This is a genomic window from Streptomyces sp. ADI96-02, assembly GCF_003846185.1.
Taxonomy (GTDB): domain Bacteria; phylum Actinomycetota; class Actinomycetes; order Streptomycetales; family Streptomycetaceae; genus Streptomyces.
This window is the reverse complement of sequence record NZ_ML123034.1, coordinates 1,948,727-1,971,886: the sequence shown is the minus strand read 5'-3', so window position 1 is coordinate 1,971,886 and position 23,160 is coordinate 1,948,727. Positions and strand designations below refer to the sequence as shown.

Here is a 23,160-nt window from a genome sequence, read left to right as displayed (position 1 = left end):
TCCTGACCGGGCACCGCTCCCGGCCGGCGGTCCGCTCCGGGTCAGGGACCGGCCTAAGGGGTCTCCAGCCAGCCCTCGTACTCGGCGGCGAACTCGTCGAGTGCCGCCGGGTCGAGGCGTCCGGTCGCGTCCTCCACGACCACCAGCCACTGGGCGTCCTCGGCGTCGTCCTCGCCGGCCAGGGCGTCCCGTACGAGTTGGGGCTCCTCGGCCACCCCGAAACGGTCCGCCAGCTCCTCGGCCACCTCCTGCGCGGCGTCGCGGTCGGGCAGCACCAGCACATGTCTCACATCGCTCACGCGGACATTCTCCGATACGGCGGAAGGGCCGGGAGGGCCGGGGAGGCTGATGGCCGCGGGGGTTGTCAGTGGGACATGGGATGCTGGATCGCGATGGCCACCAGGAAGAATTCCGCCGACGACCCGCTCGCCCCCGTCACGCTCGCCGTGGGCCAGGAGGACCTTCTCCTGGACCGTGCCGTGCAGCTGGTGGTGGCCGCGGCCCGCGCCGCCGACGCCGACACGGACGTGCGCGATCTCGCCCCCGACCAGGTGCAGCCCGGCACGCTCGCCGAGCTCACCAGCCCCTCGCTGTTCGCCGAGCGCAAGGTCGTGATCGTCCGCAACGCGCAGGACCTGTCGGCCGACACGGTCAAGGACGTCAAGGCCTATCTCGGCGCACCCGTCGAGGAGATCACGCTCGTCCTGCTCCACGCGGGCGGCGCCAAGGGCAAGGGCCTCCTGGACGCGGCCCGCAAGGCCGGCGCACGGGAGGTGGCCTGCCCGAAGACCACCAAGCCCGCGGAGCGGCTGTCCTTCGTGCGGTCGGAGTTCCGGACGCACGGCCGATCCGCGACGCCGGAGGCGTGCCAGGCGCTCGTCGACTCCATCGGCAGCGATCTGCGGGAGCTGGCGAGCGCGGTGTCCCAGCTGATCGCGGACGTCGAGGGCACGATCGACGAGGCCGTCGTAGGGCGCTACTACACGGGCCGGGCCGAGGCGTCGTCGTTCACCGTCGCCGACCGGGCGGTGGAGGGGCGGGCGGCCGAGGCTCTGGAGGCGCTTCGCTGGTCGCTGTCGACCGGCGTCGCGCCCGTCCTGATCACCAGCGCGCTGGCGCAGGGCGTCCGGGCGATCGGGAAGCTGTCCTCGGCGCGCGGCGGCCGGCCCGCCGACCTGGCGCGCGAGCTGGGCATGCCGCCCTGGAAGATCGACCGGGTGCGGCAGCAGATGCGCGGCTGGACGCCGGACGGGGTGGCGGTGGCCCTGCGGGCCGTGGCCGCTGCCGACGCCGGGGTCAAGGGCGGCGGGGACGACCCCGAGTACGCGCTGGAGAAGGCCGTCGTGATCGTGGCGCGGGCCGCGAGGGCGGGCCGGTAGCCCCGCGATCCGTCCGGGCCGGTAGCCCTCCGATCCGTCCGGGCCGGTAGCTCCTCGATCCCTCGATCCGTTCCTTCGGCCAGGGCTCTCCGGTGCCACTCCCGGACCCGTACGCCCCGCAGCCGTACCCGTACACCCGTCCCCGCCACCCAGGCCCCGCACGCGTACACCAGCCCCGGCCACCCGGCCCCCACGCCCCAGCCGCACGCACGGAAGCCCCGGTCGCCGACCTGGGGAGGTCGGCGACCGGGGCTTCCGGGTCACACTCCGGGTGCGCCGCACCCGCGTGGCGAACGCAGGTTCGGTGTGCGGCGCGGGGTGCCGGTCAGGGGCGGGAGAGAGGGCCCGTCGAGTCCGTTCCGGCGGTCACATCAGTGAGCTTCGGGAAGAAGCTCAGGCCTGCAGGGCGGCAACCTTGGACGCCAGCGCCGACTTCTTGTTGGCGGCGGCGTTCTTGTGGATGACACCCTTCGAGACAGCCTTGTCGAGCTGACGGGAGGCGGCGCGGACGGCCGTGGTGGCCTTCTCGACGTCACCGGCAGCGGCGGCCTCGCGGGCCTTGCGGATCGCGGTCTTGAGCGACGACTTGACGGCCTTGTTACGCAGGCGCGCCTTCTCGTTGGTCTTGTTCCGCTTGATCTGGGACTTGATGTTCGCCACGAAAGAGCCTTTTCAGGTTCGTTGGATCTTCTAGGTGCGCCACGCCGCCCGTGAGAGCCACGAGGCACAGCTGTCCACGGTAGCAGTCACCCTCCGACCGGCCCAAACCGGTCGCTGCCCCGCAGGCGTGGGACGATGGAGCCTACGTATCGATCCGACCGACCCGACATCGACCCGAGACACGGCGTTCGGCGTCTCAAGAATCAGGACCCTGCGTGCCCGCGACTCCTTCCAACGTGCCCGAGCCGAGCCGTACCGACCCGGCGCTGATCCGCAACTTCTGCATCATCGCGCACATCGACCACGGCAAGTCGACCCTTGCCGACCGGATGCTCCAGCTGACGGGCGTGGTCGACCAGCGGCAGATGCGTGCTCAGTACCTCGACCGGATGGACATCGAGCGCGAGCGCGGCATCACCATCAAGTCCCAGGCGGTCCGGCTGCCCTGGGCGCCCACCACGGGCGAGGACACGGGCAGGACCCACATCCTCAACATGATCGACACGCCGGGCCACGTGGACTTCACCTACGAGGTGTCCCGGTCGCTCGCCGCGTGCGAGGGCACGGTCCTGCTGGTCGACGCCGCGCAGGGCATCGAGGCCCAGACGCTGGCCAACCTCTATCTCGCGATGGAGAACGACCTCACCATCGTGCCGGTGCTGAACAAGATCGACCTGCCGGCCGCGCAGCCGGAGAAGTTCTCCGAGGAGCTGGCCAACCTCATCGGCTGCCGGCCGGAGGACGTCCTCAAGGTGTCGGCCAAGACCGGTGTCGGCGTGGACGCGCTGCTCGACCGGGTGGTCCGCGACGTGCCCGCGCCCGTCGGCGTCGCCGACGCCGCCGCCCGCGCGATGATCTTCGACTCGGTCTACGACCCCTACCGGGGCGTCGTCACCTACGTCCGTGTCGTCGACGGCCAGCTCAACAAGCGCGAGCGCATCCGCATGATGTCCACCGGCGCCACCCACGAGCTGCTGGAGATCGGGGTGTCCTCCCCGGAGATGACCCCGGCCGACGGCATCGGCGTCGGCGAGGTCGGCTACATCATCACCGGGGTGAAGGACGTCCGGCAGTCCAAGGTCGGTGACACGATCACCTCCCTGAGCAACGGGGCGACCGAGGCGCTCGGCGGCTACAAGGACCCGAAGCCGATGGTGTTCTCCGGGCTCTACCCGCTGGACGGCTCGGACTACCCGGACCTGCGCGAGGCGCTGGACAAGCTCCAGCTCAACGACGCCGCCCTGGTCTACGAGCCGGAGACCTCCGCCGCGCTCGGCTTCGGCTTCCGCGTCGGCTTCCTCGGCCTGCTCCACCTGGACGTGGTCCGCGAGCGGCTGGAGCGCGAGTTCGGACTCGACCTGATCGCGACCGCGCCGAACGTGGTCTACCGGGTCGAGATGGAGGACGGCAGCGAGCACGTCGTCACCAACCCGAGCGAGTTCCCCGAAGGCAAGATCGACAAGGTGCACGAGCCCGTCGTCCGGGCCACGGTGCTGGCCCCGAGCGAGTTCATCGGCGCGATCATGGAGCTCTGCCAGAACCGCCGCGGAACGCTGCTCGGCATGGACTACCTCTCCGAGGACCGGGTCGAGATCCGCTACACCCTGCCGCTCGCCGAGATCGTCTTCGACTTCTTCGACCAGCTGAAGTCGAAGACCCGCGGTTACGCCTCCCTCGACTACGAGCCCACCGGCGAGCAGTCGGCCCAGCTCGTCAAGGTCGACATCCTGCTGCACGGCGACAAGGTCGACGCGTTCTCCGCCGTCACGCACAAGGACAAGGCGTACGCGTACGGCGTCCGGCTGGTCGCCAAGCTCCAGAAGCTCATCCCCCGGCAGAACTTCGAGGTGCCGATCCAGGCCGCCATCGGTTCCCGGGTCATCGCCCGTGAGACCGTCCGCGCGATCCGCAAGGACGTCCTCGCCAAGTGCTACGGCGGTGACATCTCCCGTAAGCGGAAGCTGCTGGAGAAGCAGAAGGAGGGCAAGAAGCGGATGAAGATGGTCGGCAACGTGGAGGTCCCGCAGGACGCCTTCATCTCCGTCCTGTCGACCGACGAGTCGGCCGGGGAGAGCAAGGGCAAGAAGTAGCCGCCGGGCCTTGAGGACGTCCCGGCCGACGTCCGGCCGGGCTCTTCGCCGACGACCGGTCCGCAGGGCCCCCTCACCGCAGTAGCGTGCGGTGAGGGGGCCCTTTCGTTATGAAAGCGGCGGCCCGTTGCCTCTTACGTGGTGGACGCGTGCGCTCTAGTCTGATCACGACTCGTTGGTTACCGGCCAGTTAAACAAGCAGCAGGCACACGGGCGGAACAGCAGGACAGGCGGGCGGAACAAGCAGGCGGAACTCGCAGGCGGAACAAGCGGGACGAGCAGGTCGCGCAGCAGGACAGCAACAGCAGCAGTAGTAGTAGTCGCAGTATCAAAGAAGCCGGTCGTAGCAATGCCGCAGGCCCGGAGGACGTCGTGAGCGACACACAGACCTTGATCGATAACCGGCCGCCCTCCGTGGCGGCCCTCTTCATCGACCGCGTGACGGCGACCCCGGACCGGGAGGCCTACCGCTACCCGGTGCCCGCCGCCTCCGGCGAGGGTCCCGACGACTGGAAGTCGCTGAGCTGGGGCCAGGCCGCCGAACGGGTCTACGCGATCGCCGCCGGTCTGATCGCCCTCGGCGTGCGGCCCGAGGAGCGGGTCGCTCTCTCCTCGGCCACCCGGGTGGAGTGGATCCTGGTCGACCTCGGCGTGATGTGCGCGGGCGCGGCGACCACCACGGTCTACCCCTCCACGAACGCGGAGGAGTCCGCGTTCATCGTGGCCGACTCCGAGAGCCGGGTGCTCGTCGCGGAGGACGCCGAGCAGGTGGCGAAGGCCCGCGAGACCCGCGCCGAGCTGCCGGACCTGGCGCACGTCATCGTCATCGACCCGACCGGCGTCGAGCCCGCCGCCGACGACCCCGAGGGCTGGATCCTGACCCTCGCGGACCTGGAGGCCCGGGGCGCCGAGTACCTGGCGAAGAACCCGGACGCGGTCACCGAGCGGGTCGCCGCCATCACGGCCGACCAGCTGGCCACCCTCATCTACACCTCCGGTACGACCGGCCGCCCCAAGGGCGTGCGCCTGCCGCACGACAACTGGTCGTACATGGCCAAGGCCACCGTGTCGACCGGGCTGATCACCGCGGACGACGTGCAGTACCTCTGGCTGCCGCTGGCCCACGTCTTCGGCAAGGTCCTCACCTCGGGCCAGATCGAGGTCGGGCACGTCACCGCGGTCGACGGCCGCATCGACAAGATCATCGAGAACCTGCCGGTCGTCCAGCCGACCTACATGGCCGCCGTTCCCCGGATCTTCGAGAAGGTCTACAACGGTGTCGCCGCCAAGGCCCGGGCCGGCGGAGGCGCCAAGTACAAGATCTTCCTGTGGGCGGCCGGTGTCGCCCGCGAGTACGCCAAGGTCTCCCAGGACAACTTCCGCCGCACCGGCAACGCGTCCGTGCCCTTCGCCCTCGGCGCCAAGCACAAGGTCGCCGACGCCCTCGTCTTCGCCAAGATCCGCGAGGCGTTCGGCGGCCGGCTGCGCGCCTGCGTCTCCGGCTCCGCCGCCCTGGCCCCGGACATCGGCTACTTCTTCGCCGGCGCCGGGATCCACATCCTGGAGGGCTACGGCCTCACCGAGACCAGCGCCGCGTCCTTCGTCAACCCGGGCGAGGCCTACCGCACCGGGACCGTCGGCAAGCCGCTCCCCGGCACCGAGGTGCGCATCGCGGAGGACGGCGAGATCCTGCTGCGCGGTCCCGGCGTCATGCAGGGCTACCACCATCTGCCCGAGAAGACGGACGAGGTCCTGGAGTCGGACGGCTGGTTCCACACCGGGGACATCGGCGAACTGTCCGCCGACGGCTACCTGCGCATCACCGACCGCAAGAAGGACCTGATCAAGACGTCCGGTGGCAAGTACGTGGCCCCGGCGGAGGTCGAGGGCCGCTTCAAGGCGATCTGCCCGTTCGTCTCCAACATCCTCGTGCACGGGGCGGACCGGAACTTCTGCACCGCGCTGATCGCGCTCGACGGGCCGACCATCCTCGGCTGGGCCGCCGAGAACGGCCTGGAGGGCAAATCGTACGAGGACGTGGTCGCCGCTCCGCAGACGGTGGCGATGGTCGAGGACTACGTCACGCGCCTCAACGAGGGACTCCAGCGCTGGCAGACCATCAAGAAGTTCCGCCTCCTGCCGCGCGACCTGGACGTGGAGCACGGCGAGCTGACGCCCAGCCTCAAGCTGAAGCGGCCGGTCGTCGAGCGGGAGTACGGCGGGTTGATCGACGAGATGTACGCGGGCACGCGCGAGGCGTGACGTACGCGGGTACGCGCGAGGCGTGACGTACGCGGGTACGCACGAGGCGTGACGTACCCGACGTGCGCGGGCACGCGCGCGGCGCGAAGGGCTTCCCCGGGCCCCGGCCCGCCCCGCGCCGTCCCCCGGCGTACGCCGGCGGAGCCGTTCGGACGCGTTTCGTTCGACGGCTCCGTCCGCGTTGTCCTTCCTGATGCGTCTTTCTCGGTACTTTGCGTTCGAATCTGCTCGAATTTCTACCCAATTCGGTAACTCGGTGCTTATGGGTGCGGCCGGTCTGTCACGCTGTCATCGTCGTCGGCGGCGTTTCGTCAGACCAGTAGGAGCCGCACCGTGGGGCCCATTCCCTTGCAGCGGGACATCGTTCACCGTCCGGGCACCGCCGGAGGCGGGTACCCGGGCGATCCCCGCCTGATCAGCCGTACCTCCCTGCCCGGCATACCGCTCGCCCCGTCCGCCGCGCGCCGCTTCGTACGGGCCGCGTTCGCGGAGTGGACCGCGCTCGGGACGCCCGCCGCGGGCTTCGGCGACCGCATCGCGGACGACGCCGTGACCGTCGCCAACGAACTGGTCACCAACGCCGTGGTGCACGCCGGGACGACCGTGGACCTGCTCGTACGCCTGGAGGAGGCCGTCGGCGAGGAGACCGACGCCGTCGTCCTGGAGGTCACCGACCACCACCCCGCCCGCCCGGTCAGCGGCGAGGGACGCCCCGGCCGGGACGAGCCCGAAGCCGGGGCGGAGTCCCAGCCCGAAGCCGGAGCGGAGGACGAAGCCCAGGCCGAGGCCCAGGCCGAGGCCGAGCCGGTGTCCGAGCCGTCCGGCGGGCAGACCGTCCACGCCGGCGCCGGGGCCCGGCTGCCCGACCCCGCCGAGTACGGCCGCGGCCTCCAGCTCGTCGCCACCCTCGCCGAGTCCTGGGGCATCACCTACCGCACCGGCCTCAAGACCGTCTGGGCCCGGCTCCCCGTCGACGACTGGAGCGCCCCCGACGCCGCGTCCGACCCGACGGGCCTCGGCCGCGGACTGCGGGCCGCCGCCCTCCTCGCGCCCGTCGTCCGGCGCGTCGAGCGCGACGACGACGCCTGGGACAGCCGCGGCACGCCCGCCTTCCTCGCCGAGGCGTCCGACCTGCTGGCCGGTCAGCTCGACGAGGACCTGGTGGCCGCCATAGCGGGCCAGCTTCTGGTGCCCCGGCTCGCCGACTGGTGCGCGATCTGGCTGGAGAGCGAGGGCGGCGGCCCGGCCGCCGAACCCCGGCTCGCCCGCGTCTGGCACAGCGACGAGCGGGGCACCGAGCCGCTGCGCACCGCGCTGGAGAAGGAGCCCCTGCGGCTCCCGCCCGGCGTCGGCTCCGGACCCGTGCCCGTCCCCTGGCCCGACCACGACGACGAGCCCGCCGCCCGCACCGACGGCTCATTCGGCTCGTACGGCCCCTACGGCACTGCCGGCAGCGGCGACGGCCCTGACGGTCCCGGCGACGCCGGGCCCCCGCCGCAGCCCGGCGGACGCGACGGGGCCGCCCTCGCCTTCCGGATCACCACGGGCGGGCGCACCCTGGGCACCCTGCTCGTCGGCCGCGAGGGCGCGGCCCGGATGCCCGAGGCGGTCGCCTCCCTGATCGAGGACTTCGTGCGCCGGCTCGGCCTCGCCGTCGGGGCCGCCCGCGCCTACACCCGCCAGGCCACCATCAGCCGCATCCTCCAGCGCGGACTGCTGCCCAGCAGGGTCGCCGAGATCCCCGGCGTCACCAGCGCACTCGTCTACGAGCCGAGCGACGACGGCGTGGTCGGCGGAGACTTCTACGACATCTTCGCCTGCCCCGGCGACCGCTGGTGCTTCGTCCTCGGCGACGTGCAGGGCAGCGGCCCGGAGGCGGCCGTCGTCACCGGCCTCGCCCGCCCCTGGCTGCGCCTGCTGGCCCGGGAGGGCTTCGGCGTCGGCGAGGTCCTGGACCGGCTGAACCGGTTGCTGCTCGACGACGCGATGGAGGCGGCCGAGGCCGCCGCCCTCATGGTCGCCGCCGCCGGAGGCCGGCAGCTCCACGACGCCTCGCAGCCCCGGTTCCTGTCCCTGCTGTGCGGCGAGGTCGTCCCGCTCGCCGACGGCGGCGTCCACTGCACCGTCGCCAGCGCCGGCCACCCCCTGCCGCTCCTGCTGCGCCCCGACGGCTCCGTACGCCCGGCTGCCGAGCCCCAGGTGCTGCTCGGCGTCGTCGAGGACGTGGCGTACGAGACGCAGAGCTTCGACCTGGCCCCCGGGGACAGCCTGCTGTGCGTCACCGACGGGGTCACCGAGCGGCGGTCCGGGCCGGTGATGTTCGACGACGGGGACGGGCTGGCACAGGTGCTGGCCGGGTGCGCGGGGCTGCCCGCCGACGCGGTCGCCGAGCGGATCCGGCGGGCCGTCCACGGCTTCGACGAGCTGCCGCCGGACGACGACGTGGCCCTGCTGGTGCTCCGCGCCGAACCGGGCGGCTCCGGCGGCGGTCCGGGCGGCTCCGGCGGCGAGTGACAATGGACGGTATGCCTTCCGTACTGCCCGATGGTGAGCCCGTGCCCGACGACGGAGCGCTGCCCCGGCACGCCCTGGAAGGCGCCGCCGACCGCCCGCTCGGCTTCTACCTGCACGTCCCGTACTGCGCCACCCGCTGCGGCTACTGCGACTTCAACACCTACACCGCCACCGAGCTGCGCGGCTCCGGCGGGGCCCTGGCCTCCCGCGACAACTACGCCGCGCATCTGATCGAGGAGGTCCGGCAGGCCCGCAAGGTCCTCGGCGACGACCCGCGCCCGGTCCGCACGGTCTTCGTCGGCGGCGGCACGCCCACCCTGCTGCCCGCCGCCGACCTGGTCCGGATGCTGGCCGCGATCCGCGAGGAGTTCTCACTCGCCGACGACGCGGAGATCACCACCGAGGCCAACCCGGAGTCCGTGGACCCCGCCTACCTCGCCGCGCTGCGCGAGGGCGGTTTCAACCGGGTCTCCTTCGGCATGCAGAGCGCCAGGCAGCACGTCCTGAAGATCCTGGACCGCACCCACACCCCCGGCCGCCCCGAGGCGTGCGTCGCCGAGGCGAGGGCGGCCGGCTTCGACCACGTCAACCTCGACCTCATCTACGGCACCCCCGGCGAGTCCGACGACGACTGGCGCGCCTCCCTGGACGCGGCCATCGGCGCGGGCCCCGACCACGTCTCCGCGTACGCCTTGATCGTCGAGGAGGGCACCCAGCTCGCCCGGCGCATCCGGCGCGGCGAGATCCCGATGACGGACGACGACGCGCACGCCGACCGCTACCTCATCGCGGACGAGCGGTTCGCCGCGGCGGGCTTCTCCTGGTACGAGGTGTCCAACTGGGCCACCTCCGAGGCCGGCCGCTGCCTCCACAACGAGCTGTACTGGCGCGGCGCCGACTGGTGGGGCGCCGGTCCCGGCGCGCACAGCCACGTCGGCGGGGTGCGCTGGTGGAACGTGAAGCACCCCGGCGCATACGCCCAGGCGCTCGCCGAGGGCCGCTCGCCCGGCGCGGGCCGCGAGATCCTGGCCGACGAGGACCGCCGGGTCGAGCGCGTCCTGCTGGAGCTGCGGCTGCGCGAGGGCTGCCCGCTCTCCCTGCTGAAACCGGACGGCCTCGCGGCCTCCCGCCGGGCGCTGTCCGACGGGCTGCTGGAGCCGGGGCCGTACGCGCGGGGCCGGGCGGTGCTCACCCTGCGCGGACGCCTGCTGGCCGACGCGGTGGTCCGCGACCTGGTCGACTGAGACCCGCCGCGCCGCCGGACGGGGACCAGCCGCGCCGCCGGAGGGGGACCAGCCGCGCCGCCGGAGGGGGACCAGCCGCGCCGCCGGACGGGCACCCGCCGCATCCCCAGGACGGACACCCGGCGTGAACCGGCCGGCCCGCCCGCCTCAGGGCGCGCAGTCCTCCGCCGTCAGCCGGGGCGCGTTCCCGGCCGGCTTGCCGCACACCAGCGAGCGGGTGGCCGTCGGGCCGGGGCGGACCACCTTGACGATGTTGATGCCGTGCACGTTCTCGGCGACCGAGGACTTCTCCCGGCTGAACGAGATCGTCCCGGTCGGCATGTTGTTCAGGTCCACCGTGTGCAGCGTCGCCCACGTCTCGGCGGCGCTCCGGCGGACGTCGCCGCGCGCCGCGGCGTCGTACAGGGCGGCCGTCGCGCTGTAGGAGATGACCGTCTGCCCGCTGGCGAACAGATCGTCCTCGTACGCCGGACGGCCCGGGGCCAGCGCGGCGGCCGGCTTCCCGTCGTCCGGCAGCAGCGCGCGCAGGGTGCGGTGCGCGTCCCCGTAGAAACCGAGGTTCCGGCCGCGGTCCAGCGGCGCCAGCGAGCTGTGGTAGAGCGTCACGTTCGTCGCGATGGAGGTGCTGTCCTGGAACGTGCCCTTCGTCAGGTCGTCCCCGGTGAACACCGTGATCGGCCGGTCCGAGCACCCCGTGGTCTCGGACAGGCCGCGCATCAGGGTCCGTACGTCCTCGACGCGCCCCGCGAAGTAGAGCGCGTCCGGCACCCGTTCGGCCTGGCAGATGGTGGTCAGCGGGGCGTTGAGGCTGGCCCCTCCCGCGAGGTCGAACTCGACGTCGCGGCCGACCGCGAACCCCGAGGTCCGCAGCATCTCCCGGCCCGCCGCGCGCTGCTCGGCCGTGTAGCGGTCCTTGTCCCCGTTGAGCGTCCTGCGCGACAGCACGATCGCGTGCGGGCTCTCCAGCTTCTTCGCGATCTGCCGGGCGACCAGCCCGAGTGCGTACGTCTGCTCCTCGTCGGTCGCCGCGAGGCCGAAGTAGTTCGGGAAGAGGCGGGGCAGGTCGCTGCTGGAGTTCGTCGTGTCCACCAGCGGCAGACCGGCCGAGCGCAGCAGCGCCGTCGCGTCGTCGCTCTCGTCGGTGTTGCGGCCGAGCCCGACCACGCCGACCACCGTCGGGTCCCGCCGGGCCACCTCGATGATCTTGCGGACGGCGGTCAGCTGCCGCAGCATGTCCTCGCCGCCGTTGGCCGTCAGCACCCGCAGCTTCACCGACCGCCGCACGGTCTTGTTGACCGCCCGCTGCTGGAGGTAGACGCCGGTCAGCTCCTCCAGGCCCTTGCGGGTGGCCTCGCGGTCCTTGCCGGTGGCGGTGAGCGGTCCGGCGTAGACGACGGTGACGTACGAGTCGCCCGGCTCGATGTCCGCGTTCTCCTCCCGGATCGCCTGCTCGATCCGGTCGAACGTGACGCCCTTGCCGGCCCCGTTCAGCTCCAGGCCGTTGCCGCGCGCGAACCGCACCTCGGGCGCGGTCGCCACCCCGACGCACTCCCGGTCGCCCGCCGCCCCGGCCCAGACGGCGTCGGTGTTGCGGCCGGTCAGCGGCCCGTGGCAGTACGTGTCGCGCCAGTGCGCGGCCCACAGGAACGCGCCCAGCAGACTGCCCACCACGATCAGCGCGATGCTCGCCCGCGACATCACCCACCACGCCCAGGTGCGCCGGACGCGGTAGGTGATCAACTGCGCGTGCGCGTGCTCGTGCGTCAGCTTCCCGGTGGACAGCGGCAGCCGCAGCACCCACGCCAGCGTCGCGGCGGCCACCGGCGACTGGCCCAGGCTCAGATCGTCGACCCAGCGCTCGTACCGGGCCCGCGCGCCCGACGAACCGGCGGACGCCCCCGCTCCGGGGTCCCGGGGCAGCGGAGGCGTGTGCCGCATGATCTCGGCGGCCGGCAGCGAGGCCAGCAGGAGCAGCGGGTCCACCTCGCTGCGCCGCGACCGTACGTTGTTGATCGCGTTGATGAGCAGGATGCCGCCGTTGTCCTGAGTGGCCCGGGGCAGGAAGACCACCGGCGGCACCGTCCGCTTGCCGCGCCGCCAGTCCAGCGCGTGCGGACGGTAGTTGTGCCGCAGATCCTCCAGCAGCGCCTGGACCCGCAGCTCCAGGTGGAACTGGCGCGCCTGCTCGTCGCCCGCGCCCGCGTCCGCCACCCGCTCGGCGACCGCCGCCGCCCTCGCCCGGATCACCCGCCACGAACCGCTCGGCGAGAGCCGCGACCAGCCGTCCGACGGGTAGCCGGTGCTGGAGGCGGCCAGCGAGGACGTCGTCGCGAACCACCGGCTGGCGCGCCGCAGCCACAGCAGCGGCGGCGCGGCCCGGCCCACCAGCCTCATGACGGCCAGCCCGATCAGCGCCACGGCCGCCACCAGGGCCGTCAGCAGCCAGTCGATCTCACCGAGCAGCACGCTGAGCAGCGCGATGAAGAGCGCGCCGACGAACGTCTCGGGGCGCACCGAGGAGCGCAGCGAGTCCCACCAGGTGCCCCGGCGCGGACGGTCGGCCCGCCAGCGCAGCCGACCCAGCTGCTCCAGAATCCTTTCCTCGCGTATCCGTGCGGTGCTCCCGCCGGACGCGACCACCGCGGCGGTCGCCTGCTCGATCGCGCCGAGCAGCCGCGAGCGCGGAAAGGCGAACGGCTTGTACTGGGAGCTGTCCCGGGTCTCCCACGGCTTCTCGGACAGCGTGCGCACCATGTCGAGCGCCGCCTCGTACGCCGAGGAGCCGTCCCCGTCGAGGAGCCGCACCGGCACCCGCCGCAACTGGTTGGCCCGGTGCACCTGGTGGACGATCTGCTCGACCCGGCCGTCGATCTCGGGCCCGGCGCCGGCGTCCGCGGCCTGGGCCACCACCAGCGGCATCACCGGCCGGTTCACCCGGTAGCGGTCGATCAGCTGCTGCATCAGATGGAAGACCGCGGACGCCGCCTCGTTCTCCGCACTGTCCCGCCAGACCTCGCGCGCCATCTCCCCGTGTCCTTCCCCCGTGAACCCCGTGAACCCCGTGAACCCCGTGAACCCGCGAACCCTTGAACCCGGGAACCCGTAAGTCGCTGAACCCGTGAATCCTGCACCCGTGAGCCAGCGGTCCCCACCTCAATAACCGATGGTGCGTGTGTGGCGCAGGCATTCATAGGGATAGGCGTGTGATCCTCTTCAACGCCCCTGGGTACATCAGGCCGGAAGGGTGACGAAATCGATCAATTCCTCTACCCGACCCAGAAGTTGCGGTTCGAGGTCCTTGTAGCTGTGGACCGAGGCGAGGATGTGCTGCCAGGCCGCGCCGGTGTTCTCCGGCCAGCCCAGCGCCCGGCACACGCCCGTCTTCCAGTCCTGGCCGCGCGGCACCGCCGGCCATCCGGCGATCCCCACCGAGGACGGCTTCACCGCCTCCCAGACGTCGATGTACGGGTGGCCGACGACCAGCACGTTCGCGTCCGAGACCTGGGCGGCGATCCGGGACTCCTTGGAGCCGGGCACCAGATGGTCCACCAGGACGCCCAGCCGGGCGTCCGGGCCCGGCGCGAACTCCCGCACGATGGCGGGCAGGTCGTCGACGCCCTCCAGGTACTCCACGACCACGCCCTCGATCCGCAGGTCGTCGCCCCACACCCGCTCGACCAGCTCCGCGTCGTGCCGCCCCTCCACGTAGATCCGCCCGGCGCGCGCCACCCGGGCCCGCGCCCCGGGCACCGCCACCGAACCGGAGGCGGTACGGGCGGGCCGGACGGGACCGCCGGCCGACGGGCGGACGAGCGTGACCACCTCGCCCTCCAGCAGGAAGCCGCGCGGCTCCATCGGGAACACCCGGTGCTTGCCGAAACGGTCCTCCAGGGTGACGGTGGGGCCCTGCGCGGTCTTCTCGCAGCGGATCACCGCGCCGCAGAAACCGGTGGCGGCCTCCTCCACGACCAGATCAGGCTCGGCGACGACCTCGGGCACGGGGGCGGACCGCTTCCACGGCGGGGTCAGGTCCGGCTGGTAGCTGCGCATGGCACGACGATAATTCGCGCCGCGGCCGGGGCGGTTCGCACCCTGCCCACGACACGCGGAGCGCGCCCGCCGCCGACCACGCCCCCGCCGCCGACCACGCCCCCGCCGCCCACCACGTCCCCCGCCGCCGACCAGGCACACGCGACGCACAGGCCCCCGCCTCAGGCGACGCCGAACCGCTCCGCCAGCGCCGCGCGCTGCGCCCGGACGAACGCCGCGTCCACCACCGCCCCGTGCCCCGGCACGTACAGCGCGTCCTCGCCGCCCAGCGCCAGCAGCCGCTCCAGCGCGGCCGGCCACCGCGAGGCGACCGCGTCCGGGCCCGCCTGCGGCTCGCCCGACTCCTCGACCAGGTCCCCGCACAGCACCACCGCCGGCTCCGCACCGCCCCCGGGCACCAGCACCGCGAGGTCCTGCCCGGTGTGCCCCGGCCCCACGTCCGCCAGCACCACCCGCCGGCCGCCCAGGTCCAGCGTCCACTCCCCGCAGACCTCGTGCTGCGGGACCACCAGCGCGTCCACCGCCCCGGCCGCCGCCTCCTCCGGGACCCCGTGCTCCACCGCCGAGGCGCGCAGCTCCTCCGCCCCGCCGCGCAGCAGGTCGCCCACGCCCATCGCCCCGTAGACCTGGGTCCCGGCGAACGCGGCGGCGCCCAGTACATGATCGAAATGCGGATGGCTCAATGCGATATGCGTCACCCTGCGGCCGAGCAGCCCTTCGGCCTGCCGCCGCAGCTCGACGCCCTCGCGCAGGGTCGAACCCGTGTCGAACAGCAGCACGCCCTCCGCCCCGGCCACCAGGGCGACCGTGGCGTCCCAGCCGGGCAGCCGCCGCCGTCCGACGCCGTCGCCCAACCGTTCCCAGCCGAAGTCTTCCCAAGAGACGTCCATACCACGACGCTATCCGCAACGACCTGCGAGGTCGCGCGGTGGCCCGGCCGGTCGCCCTTGCCCCCGCCCCACCCCACCCCCGTACACTGATCGGGGGAATTGCTGGCACTCGTACGCACCGAGTGCCAGACGGACAACCGGAGAACAACAGCTGGAGGTGTGCGCGATGCTCAGCGAACGCAGACTCGAAGTGCTGCGCGCCATCGTCCAGGACTACGTCGGCACGGAGGAGCCCGTCGGCTCCAAGGCCCTCACCGAGCGGCACAGCCTCGGGGTCTCACCGGCCACCGTCCGCAACGACATGGCCGTGCTGGAGGACGAGGGCTTCATCGCCCAGCCGCACACGAGCGCCGGGCGCATCCCCACCGACAAGGGCTACCGGCTCTTCGTCGACCGGCTCGCCGGCGTCAAGCCGCTGTCCTCGCCCGAGCGCCGCGCCATCCAGAACTTCCTCGACGGCGCGGTCGACCTCGACGACGTGGTCGGCCGGACGGTGCGGCTGCTGGCGCAGCTGACCCGCCAGGTGGCGGTCGTGCAGTACCCCTCGCTGACCCGTTCCACGGTGCGGCACGTGGAGCTGCTGGCGCTCGCCCCGGCGCGGCTGATGCTGGTCCTGATCACGGACACCGGCCGGGTCGAACAGCGTATGATCGACTGCCCTGCGCCGTTCGGTGAGGCATCGCTCGCGGATCTGCGGGCCCGGCTCAACAGCCGGGTCGTCGGACGCCGCTTCGCCGATGTCCCGCGCCTGGTGCAGGAGCTGCCGGAATCCTTCGACAGCGAGGACCGGGGAACGGTTTCCACGGTCCTGGCCACCCTCCTCGAAACGCTGGTCGAGGAGACGGAGGAGCGGCTGATGATCGGCGGCACCTCCAACCTCACCCGCTTCGGACACGACTTCCCGGTGATGATCCGGCCGGTGCTGGAGGCACTGGAGGAACAAGTCGTCCTGCTGAAGCTGCTCGGTGAGGCCACGGACTCCGGCATGACCGTACGTATCGGGCACGAGAACGCCCACGAGGGGCTCAACTCCACGTCCGTCGTCGCGGTCGGCTACGGTTCGGGCGACGAGGCAGTCGCCAAACTCGGCGTGGTCGGACCGACCCGCATGGACTACCCCGGAACGATGGGAGCGGTACGCGCAGTGGCACGTTACGTCGGACAGATCCTGGCGGAGTCGTAAGTGGCCACGGACTACTACGCCGTACTCGGCGTACGCCGCGACGCATCCCAGGACGAGATCAAGAAGGCATTCCGGCGGCTCGCCCGCGAGCTGCACCCGGATGTCAACCCCGATCCGAAGACCCAGGAGCGGTTCAAGGAGATCAACGCCGCCTACGAGGTGCTCTCGGACCCGCAGAAGAAGCAGGTCTACGACCTCGGCGGCGACCCGCTGTCCGCCTCCGGCGGTGGCGGCGGCGCGGGCGGATTCGGGGCCGGAGGCTTCGGCAACTTCTCCGACATCATGGACGCGTTCTTCGGAACGGCCTCGCAGCGCGGGCCCCGCTCGCGCACCCGGCGCGGCCAGGACGCGATGATCCGGCTGGAGATCGACCTCTCCGAGGCGGCCTTCGGCACCACCAAGGACATCCAGGTCGACACGGCCGTCGTCTGCACCACGTGCAGCGGCGAGGGCGCGGCCCCCGGCACCTCCGCGCAGACCTGCGACATGTGCCGCGGTCGCGGTGAGGTCTCGCAGGTCACCCGGTCCTTCCTGGGCCAGGTCATGACCTCGCGGCCCTGCCCGCAGTGCCAGGGCTTCGGCACCGTCGTGCCGACCCCGTGCCCGGAGTGCGCCGGCGACGGCCGCATCCGCTCGCGGCGCACCCTCACGGTCAAGATCCCCGCGGGCGTCGACAACGGCACCCGCATCCAGCTCGCCGGCGAGGGCGAGGTGGGCCCCGGCGGAGGACCGGCCGGCGACCTCTACGTCGAGATCCACGAGCTGCCGCACGCCGTCTTCCAGCGGCGCGGCGACGACCTGCACTGCACGGTCACCATCCCGATGACGGCGGCGGCGCTGGGCACCAAGTGCCCGCTGGAGACGCTGGACGGCCTGGAGGAGATCGACATCCGGCCGGGCACCCAGTCCGGCCAGTCCGTCCCGCTCCACGGGCGCGGCATCACGCATCTGCGCGGCGGCGGGCGGGGCGACCTCATCGTGCACGTCGAGGTGATGACCCCCTCCAAGCTCGACGCCGAGCAGGAGCGGCTGCTGCGCGAGCTGTCCAAGCTCCGCGGCGAGGAACGGCCCACCGGCCAGTTCCAGCCGGGTCAGCAGGGGCTCTTCTCGCGGCTGAAGGACGCCTTCAACGGCCGCTGAACCCCTTTGCCGCCTCTCACCGCACCGCCCGCCGGGCTCGTACCGGCGGGCGGTGCGGCGTACCCGCGGAGAACCGGTCATGCCGATCATTGGCTGATTCGGCCCCGTGCGGCAGACATGGCACGATGCGGTCATGTCCTCCGAGTTGACCGATCTCTGCCGGTATCCGATCGTGCAGGCCCCGATGGCCGGCGGCGCCTCGGGACCCGAGCTGGCCGGGGCCGTCGCCGAAGCCGGCGGGCTCGGCTTCCTGGCCGCCGGGTACAAGACGGCGGACGGCATGTACAACGAGGTCAAACAGCTGCGCAGGCTGACCGGCGGGCCGTTCGGGGTCAACCTCTTCATGCCGCAGCCCGTCCTGGCCGACCCCAGCGCCGTCGAGGTCTACCGCCACCAGCTCGCCGGTGAGGCCGCCTGGTACGAGACGCCGCTCGGCGACCCGGACGGCAGCGGCAACGACGACGGCTACGAGGCGAAGGTCGCCGTCCTGCTCGACGACCCGGTGCCGGTCGTCTCCTTCACCTTCGGCTGCCCCACTCGCGACACCCTCGACGCCTTCGCCAAGGCCGGTACGCACACCATCGTGACGGTGACCTCGGCCGAGGAGGCCCAGAGCGCCCAGTGGGCGGGCGCCGACGCCCTCTGCGTCCAGGGCGTCGAGGCGGGCGGACACCAGGCCACCCACCGCGACGACCCGCAGGCCGACCACACCGGCACCGGCCTGCTCTCCCTCGTCGCCCAGGTCCGCGAGACCGTGCAGATCCCGATCGTCGCCGCCGGGGGACTGATGCGCGGCGCGCAGATCGCCGCCGTCCTCGCGGCGGGCGCCGACGCCGCCCAGCTCGGCACCGCCTTCCTGGCCTGCCCCGAATCCGGGGCGAACCCGCTGCACAAGCAGGCGCTCACCAACCCGCTGTTCGTCCGCACCGAGCTGACCCGCGCCTTCTCCGGGCGCCCGGCGCGCGGCCTGGTCAACCGCTTCGTCCGCGAACACGGCCCGTACGCCCCCGCCGCCTACCCCCAGGTCCACTACCTGACCACCAGGCTGCGCCAGGCCGCGGCCAAGGCCGGTGACGCCCAGGGCATGGCGCTGTGGGCGGGGCAGGGCCACCGGATGGCCCGTGAACTGCCCGCGGGCGAACTCGTCGAACTGCTCGCCGGGGAACTGGAGGCCGCGCGTACGGCCCTGAGTCAGAGGAGCCCCCGATGACCGCACCGGTCTTCGTCGTCGAACGGATGCCCACCGGGGCGGAGTTCGTCCTGGACGGCCCCGAGGGACGGCACGCCGTCTCCGTGAGGCGGCTCCAGCCCGGTGAGGAACTGGTCCTCACCGACGGCCTCGGCCACTGGGCCCGGGGCGTCGTGGGCGCGGCCGAGGGCAAGGACCGGCTCACCGTCACCGGCCTCAGCGGGGTCGAGGAGGAGGAGCCGCCCTCGCCCCGCATCACCGTCGTCCAGGCCCTGCCCAAGGGCGACCGGGGCGAACTCGCCGTCGAGACGATGACCGAGACCGGCGTGGACGCGATCGTGCCGTGGCAGGCGGCCCGCTGCATCACCCAGTGGAAGGGCGACCGGGGCGCGAAGTCCCTGGCGAAGTGGCGCGGCACCGCCCGGGAGGCGGGCAAGCAGTCCCGCCGGGTGCGCTTCCCCGAGATCGCCGAGGCCATGACGACCAAGCAGGTCGCCGCCCTGCTGGCCGGAGCGGACTTCGCCGCCGTCCTGCACGAGGACCGCGAGTGCGACAGCGTCCCGCTCGCCACCGCCGAACTCCCCGCCCGCGGAACGATCGTGCTCGTCGTCGGCCCCGAGGGCGGCGTCGCCCCGCAGGAGCTGGCCGCCTTCGCGGAGGCGGGCGCGCGCCCCCACCGGCTCGGCCGCAGCGTGCTGCGCACCTCCACCGCCGGCACCGCCGCGACCGCGCTGCTGCTGGGCCGCACCGGCCGCTGGGGCTGACCCTCCCGCTCCGCCGACGGCACGGAGCGCCCGGCGATAGCATGCCCGTGTACTGATCACCAGCGAGCGAGGAGGCCCGGCCATGGCGGGAGAGCCGCAGAGCGACTGCCTGTTCTGCAAGATCGTCTCGGGAGACATCCCGGCGACCATCGTCCGCGAGAGCGCCACCACCGTCGCCTTCCGCGACATCAACCCGCAGGCCCCGACGCACGTCCTGGTCATCCCGCGGGTGCACTACCCCGACGCCGCCGCGCTCGCCGCCGCCGAACCGCAGATCGCCGCCGACGTGCTGCGCGAGGCCGGAGAGGTGGCCGCCGACGAGAAGATCGTCGCCACCGGCTACCGCGTCATCCTCAACACCGGCTCCGGCGCGGGCCAGACCGTCTTCCACGCGCACGCCCACGTCCTGGGCGGTCGCGGCCTCCAGTGGCCGCCCGGATAGCGGGAGCGTTCCGCCATGTCCGTACGCGAGCTGGTGGTGCTCGGCACCGCCAGCCAGGTCCCCACCCGGCACCGCAACCACAACGGCTACCTGCTGCGCTGGGACGGCGAGGGCATCCTCTTCGATCCCGGCGAGGGGACCCAGCGCCAGATGCTCCGGGCCGGAGTCGCCGCGCACGACATCCACCGCATCTGCGTCACGCACTTCCACGGCGACCACTCCCTCGGACTGGCCGGGGTGATCCAGCGGATCAACCTCGACCAGGTGCCGCACCCGGTCACCGCCCACTACCCGGCGAGCGGGCAGCACTTCTTCGACCGGCTGCGGTACGCCACCGCCTACCGGGAGACGGTCGAGCTGACCGAGGCCCCGGCCACCGCCGACGGAGTCCTCGCCACCACCGCCGCGTACACCCTGGACACCCGCCGGCTCTCGCACCCCGTCGAGTCCTACGGCTACCGCCTCACCGAACCCGACACCCGCCGCATGCTGCCCGCCCGCCTCGCCGAGCACGGCATCGCCGGTCCGGACGTCGGGCGCGTGCAGCGCGACGGCGTCCTCGGCGGCGTCACGCTGGAACAGGTCTCCGAGCACCGGCGCGGCCAGCGGTTCGCGTTCGTCATGGACACCCGGCTCTGCGACGGCGTGTACGCCCTCGCCGAGGGCTGCGACATGCTCGTCATCGAGTCGACCTTCCTCGACGAGGACGCGAAGCCGGCCGCCGACCACGGCCACCTGACCGCCGGCCAGGCGGCCCGCGTGGCGAAGGAGGCCGGGGTGCGCCACCTCGTCCTCACCCACTTCTCCCAGCGCTACGGCGACCCGGAACTCTTCGAGGTCCAGGCCCGCGGAGCCGGGTTCGACGGCGAACTCACCGTCGCCCAGGACCTGATCCGGGTCCCGCTCCCCACCCGCCACCACTGACCCCGACACCGACCCCGACCGGCACAGCCGACCACCACCGACACCCCGCCACCCCCACCAGCACCACCGTCTGCGAGAGATCCGTGCACCTCCCCAAGGCCGAACTCCACCTCCACATCGAAGGCACCCTCGAACCCGAGCTGGCCTTCGCGCTCGCGAGGCGCAACGGGGTGACGCTGCCGTACGCCACCACCGAGGACCTGCGCACCGCCTACCGCTTCGAGGACCTCCAGTCCTTCCTCGACCTCTACTACGCGCTCATGGCCGTCCTGCGCACCGAGGACGACTTCGCCGAACTCGCCGACGCCTACCTCGCCCGCGCCGCCGCCCAAGGCGTGCGGCACGCCGAGATCTTCTTCGACCCGCAGGCGCACACCGCCCGCGGCGTCCCGATCGGCACCGTCATCGAGGGGCTGGGCCGGGCGCTGGAGCGCAGCGAGCGGACGCACGGCGTCTCCACCCAGCTGATCATGTGCTTCCTGCGCGACCTCTCCGCCGAATCGGCCCTCGGGACGCTGGACGCGGCCCGGCCCTACCTGCACCGGATCAGCGCGGTCGGCCTGGACTCCGCGGAGGCGGGCCACCCGCCCGCCAAGTTCCGCGAGGTGTACGAGGCCGCCGCCGCACTCGGCCTGCGCAAGGTGGCCCACGCGGGCGAGGAGGGCCCGCCGGAGTACATCCGCGAGGCCCTGGACGTCCTCGGCGTCGAGCGCGTCGACCACGGGCTGCGCTGCATGGAGGACCCGGAGCTGGTGAAGCGCCTGGTCGCGGAGCGGGTGCCGCTCACGCTCTGCCCGCTGTCCAACGTACGGCTGCGCGCCGTCGACACCCTGGAGCAGCACCCGCTGCGCGAGATGATGGCGGCCGGGCTGCTCTGCACGGTGAACTCCGACGACCCGGCCTACTTCGGGGGATACGTCGGGGACACCTTCCACGCCGTGCGCGACGCGCTGTCCCTGGACCGCGAGCACCTGCGCGAACTGGCCCGCAACTCCTTCGAGGCGGCCTTCCTCGACCACGACGAGGAGCGGCGGGCGCGCTACCTGTCCGAGGTCGAGAACTACGTGTTCGACTGAGCGGACCCGCCGTCCGGCCCGGCGGTGCGGATCGCGCTGCGGACCAGGCGTCTGCGCAGGGCCGGCGAGGCCAGCTCCGTGACGGCCTGCTCCGGCGAACCGAGCTTCGGCACCGCGCCGGGCAGGCTGCCGGTGGTGGCGGCGAGCAGGGCCGCCGGGGCGCCGCCGCGACGGTGGACCGAACCGGGCACCAGCGGACGGCCGCCGGTGTGCAGGGCGACGGCGGTCATCGGGGCGGCGACCAGCAGGGTGGCCGCCCCGAGGACCAGCCCCATCGCCGGATAGCCCGCCTGTTCGGACAGCACGCTGCCGAGGACCGGCCCGCACGCCACGCCGACGGAGGAGGCGGAGCCCGCCAGGACGGCCCATCGGCCGCGTATGTCCAGGGAGGCGGCGAGGCCGATCAGATACGACAGGACCACCGGGTAGACGGTGTTCCACAGCACCTCGCCGGTCGCGAACGAACCGAGGTCGCGCGCCGAGGAGCTGAGCACGATGCTCGCCGCGATCACGACGGTCCCCAGCCCGATCGGCACGGCCCGGCCGGCCCGCGCGCCGAGCACGCCCGCGCCCATGACGCCGAGCAGGCCCGCGCCGAGCGCGGCGGCGAACACCGCGCCGACCGTCACCTCGGAGAGCCCGGCCTGGATCTCGCCGATCCGGCTGCTGACGCCCCACAGCGCGTTCTGCGCCATGGACCAGACGAGCATGCCGCCCGCGAGTATCAGCCCGGAGCGGCGGTGCGGCAGCCGCCCGGCGGCCTGCGCGGCCCACTCGCCGGACGGGGTGGCGGAGCCGAGCCGCGCGGTCGCGGGCCAGACGAGCAGGGCCACCGCGGCGATCGCGGCGAACGGGAGGCGGTGGCCGCCGCCGAGGTGGGGAATCGTCAGGTACAGCGCGCCGGCGGTCGCCGAGACGGTGAGCAGCCCGAGCGAGGAGGTCCGGTGCGGGTCGCGCTGCGCGGCGATCCCGGCGGCGGCGACGGCCGTCGCCGTACCGGAGCCGAAGCCGCCGACCATCACGCCCAGCACCACCAGCGGCACGGACCCGGCCACCGCCGCGGAGCCGTAGCCCACGGCGGCCAGTACGAGGCCGGCCCGGGCCGGACGGCGGGCCCCGAGCCGTTCGACCCGGCCCGCCAGGGTGAAGCCGGCGCTGGCGGAGCTGACCAGCAGGGCGCTGCCGACCAGACCCGCTTCGGCGGGGCTCAGCCCGAGCTCGGCGCCGAGCCGGCCGACGAGGGTGGGAAGCAGATAGGAGGCGAGGTAACCGGCGGTGAACACGGCGACCAGGGGCCACGCGGCGCGCGGGCGCGAGGACATGGGCGTTCCTGAAGACATGCCTGAGCAGGCA

The 23,160-nt window shown here is 72.9% G+C and carries 18 protein-coding genes; 12 read left to right on the top strand and 6 right to left on the bottom strand.

The genetic code is table 11. The annotated features are described in order from the left end of the window. Window positions 1-53: 53 nt before the first annotated feature. A complete protein-coding gene (locus EES43_RS08670) occupies window positions 54-299 on the bottom strand; it encodes a hypothetical protein (RefSeq protein WP_124268193.1) in 246 nt (81 codons plus the stop codon). 93 nt (window positions 300-392) lie between these two features. On the opposite strand from EES43_RS08670, the gene holA reads away from it, so the two are divergent. Beyond that, on the top strand, window positions 393-1,379 hold the full coding sequence (holA, locus tag EES43_RS08665; RefSeq protein ID WP_124268192.1) for a DNA polymerase III subunit delta: 987 nt from the start codon (window positions 393-395) through the stop codon (window positions 1,377-1,379). Window positions 1,380-1,772: 393 nt separating this feature from the next. Here holA and rpsT read toward each other — a convergent pair whose 3' ends face one another. Beyond that, the gene (rpsT, locus tag EES43_RS08660) at window positions 1,773-2,039 is read right to left on the bottom strand and encodes a 30S ribosomal protein S20 (protein WP_124268191.1); all 267 of its coding nucleotides are present in this window, start codon (window positions 2,037-2,039) and stop codon (window positions 1,773-1,775) included. Between the two features lie 215 nt (window positions 2,040-2,254). Here rpsT and lepA point away from each other — a divergent pair, with 215 nt between their 5' ends. From lepA to hemW, 4 genes are all read left to right on the top strand, one after another. Next, window positions 2,255-4,129 carry a translation elongation factor 4 gene (gene lepA, locus EES43_RS08655; RefSeq protein WP_124268190.1) on the top strand — a complete coding sequence of 625 codons (1,875 nt, stop codon included), beginning with the start codon at window positions 2,255-2,257 and terminating at the stop codon, window positions 4,127-4,129. Between the two features lie 372 nt (window positions 4,130-4,501). After that, window positions 4,502-6,391 carry an AMP-dependent synthetase/ligase gene (locus EES43_RS08650; protein ID WP_124268189.1) on the top strand — a complete coding sequence of 630 codons (1,890 nt, stop codon included), beginning with the start codon at window positions 4,502-4,504 and terminating at the stop codon, window positions 6,389-6,391. Window positions 6,392-6,724: 333 nt separating this feature from the next. Next, window positions 6,725-8,905, top strand: a complete 2,181-nt coding sequence (locus EES43_RS08645) for an ATP-binding SpoIIE family protein phosphatase (RefSeq protein ID WP_124268188.1) — start codon at window positions 6,725-6,727, stop codon at window positions 8,903-8,905. A 2-nt stretch (window positions 8,906-8,907) separates the two neighbouring features. Beyond that, window positions 8,908-10,149, top strand: a complete 1,242-nt coding sequence (gene hemW / locus EES43_RS08640) for a radical SAM family heme chaperone HemW (protein WP_124268187.1) — start codon at window positions 8,908-8,910, stop codon at window positions 10,147-10,149. A 147-nt stretch (window positions 10,150-10,296) separates the two neighbouring features. Here the strand turns inward: hemW and EES43_RS08635 are convergent, their stop codons facing one another. The 3 genes from EES43_RS08635 to EES43_RS08625 all read right to left on the bottom strand — a co-directional run bounded on the left by EES43_RS08635 (window position 10,297) and on the right by EES43_RS08625 (window position 15,089). Next, on the bottom strand, window positions 10,297-13,173 hold the full coding sequence (locus tag EES43_RS08635; RefSeq protein ID WP_124268186.1) for a type 1 periplasmic-binding domain-containing protein: 2,877 nt from the start codon (window positions 13,171-13,173) through the stop codon (window positions 10,297-10,299). Window positions 13,174-13,380: 207 nt separating this feature from the next. After that, entirely contained in the window at window positions 13,381-14,199 is an 819-nt protein-coding gene (locus tag EES43_RS08630) for a DUF3097 domain-containing protein (RefSeq protein ID WP_124268185.1), read from the bottom strand. A gap of 161 nt (window positions 14,200-14,360) precedes the next feature. After that, window positions 14,361-15,089, bottom strand: a complete 729-nt coding sequence (locus EES43_RS08625; protein ID WP_124268184.1) for an MBL fold metallo-hydrolase — start codon at window positions 15,087-15,089, stop codon at window positions 14,361-14,363. 166 nt (window positions 15,090-15,255) lie between these two features. Between EES43_RS08625 and hrcA the strand changes: the two genes are divergently transcribed. The 7 genes from hrcA to EES43_RS08590 all read left to right on the top strand — a co-directional run bounded on the left by hrcA (window position 15,256) and on the right by EES43_RS08590 (window position 21,807). Next, a complete protein-coding gene (gene hrcA / locus EES43_RS08620; protein ID WP_124268183.1) occupies window positions 15,256-16,272 on the top strand; it encodes a heat-inducible transcriptional repressor HrcA in 1,017 nt (338 codons plus the stop codon). Further along, window positions 16,273-17,412: a molecular chaperone DnaJ gene (gene dnaJ / locus EES43_RS08615; protein ID WP_124268182.1), complete on the top strand. Its 1,140-nt coding sequence runs from the start codon at window positions 16,273-16,275 to the stop codon at window positions 17,410-17,412. It abuts the gene before it with no gap. Between the two features lie 133 nt (window positions 17,413-17,545). Continuing rightward, window positions 17,546-18,622, top strand: coding sequence for a nitronate monooxygenase (locus EES43_RS08610; protein WP_124268181.1), 1,077 nt, complete (start codon window positions 17,546-17,548; stop codon window positions 18,620-18,622). Beyond that, complete coding sequence (locus tag EES43_RS08605; protein ID WP_124268180.1) at window positions 18,619-19,365, top strand: 16S rRNA (uracil(1498)-N(3))-methyltransferase; 747 nt, start codon at window positions 18,619-18,621, stop codon at window positions 19,363-19,365. The genes EES43_RS08610 and EES43_RS08605 overlap by 4 nt, the downstream gene beginning before the upstream one ends. A gap of 82 nt (window positions 19,366-19,447) precedes the next feature. After that, window positions 19,448-19,807 carry a histidine triad nucleotide-binding protein gene (locus EES43_RS08600; RefSeq protein ID WP_124268179.1) on the top strand — a complete coding sequence of 120 codons (360 nt, stop codon included), beginning with the start codon at window positions 19,448-19,450 and terminating at the stop codon, window positions 19,805-19,807. Window positions 19,808-19,822: 15 nt separating this feature from the next. After that, window positions 19,823-20,731, top strand: coding sequence for a ribonuclease Z (locus EES43_RS08595; protein WP_124268178.1), 909 nt, complete (start codon window positions 19,823-19,825; stop codon window positions 20,729-20,731). An 83-nt stretch (window positions 20,732-20,814) separates the two neighbouring features. Continuing rightward, window positions 20,815-21,807 (top strand): adenosine deaminase, encoded by a 993-nt coding sequence (locus EES43_RS08590; RefSeq protein WP_124268177.1) that lies wholly within the window; start codon window positions 20,815-20,817, stop codon window positions 21,805-21,807. Here the strand turns inward: EES43_RS08590 and EES43_RS08585 are convergent. Further along, entirely contained in the window at window positions 21,792-23,129 is a 1,338-nt protein-coding gene (locus EES43_RS08585) for an MFS transporter (protein ID WP_124268176.1), read from the bottom strand. The two genes, EES43_RS08590 and EES43_RS08585, sit on opposite strands and share 16 nt — an antisense overlap. Window positions 23,130-23,160 lie beyond the last annotated feature (31 nt).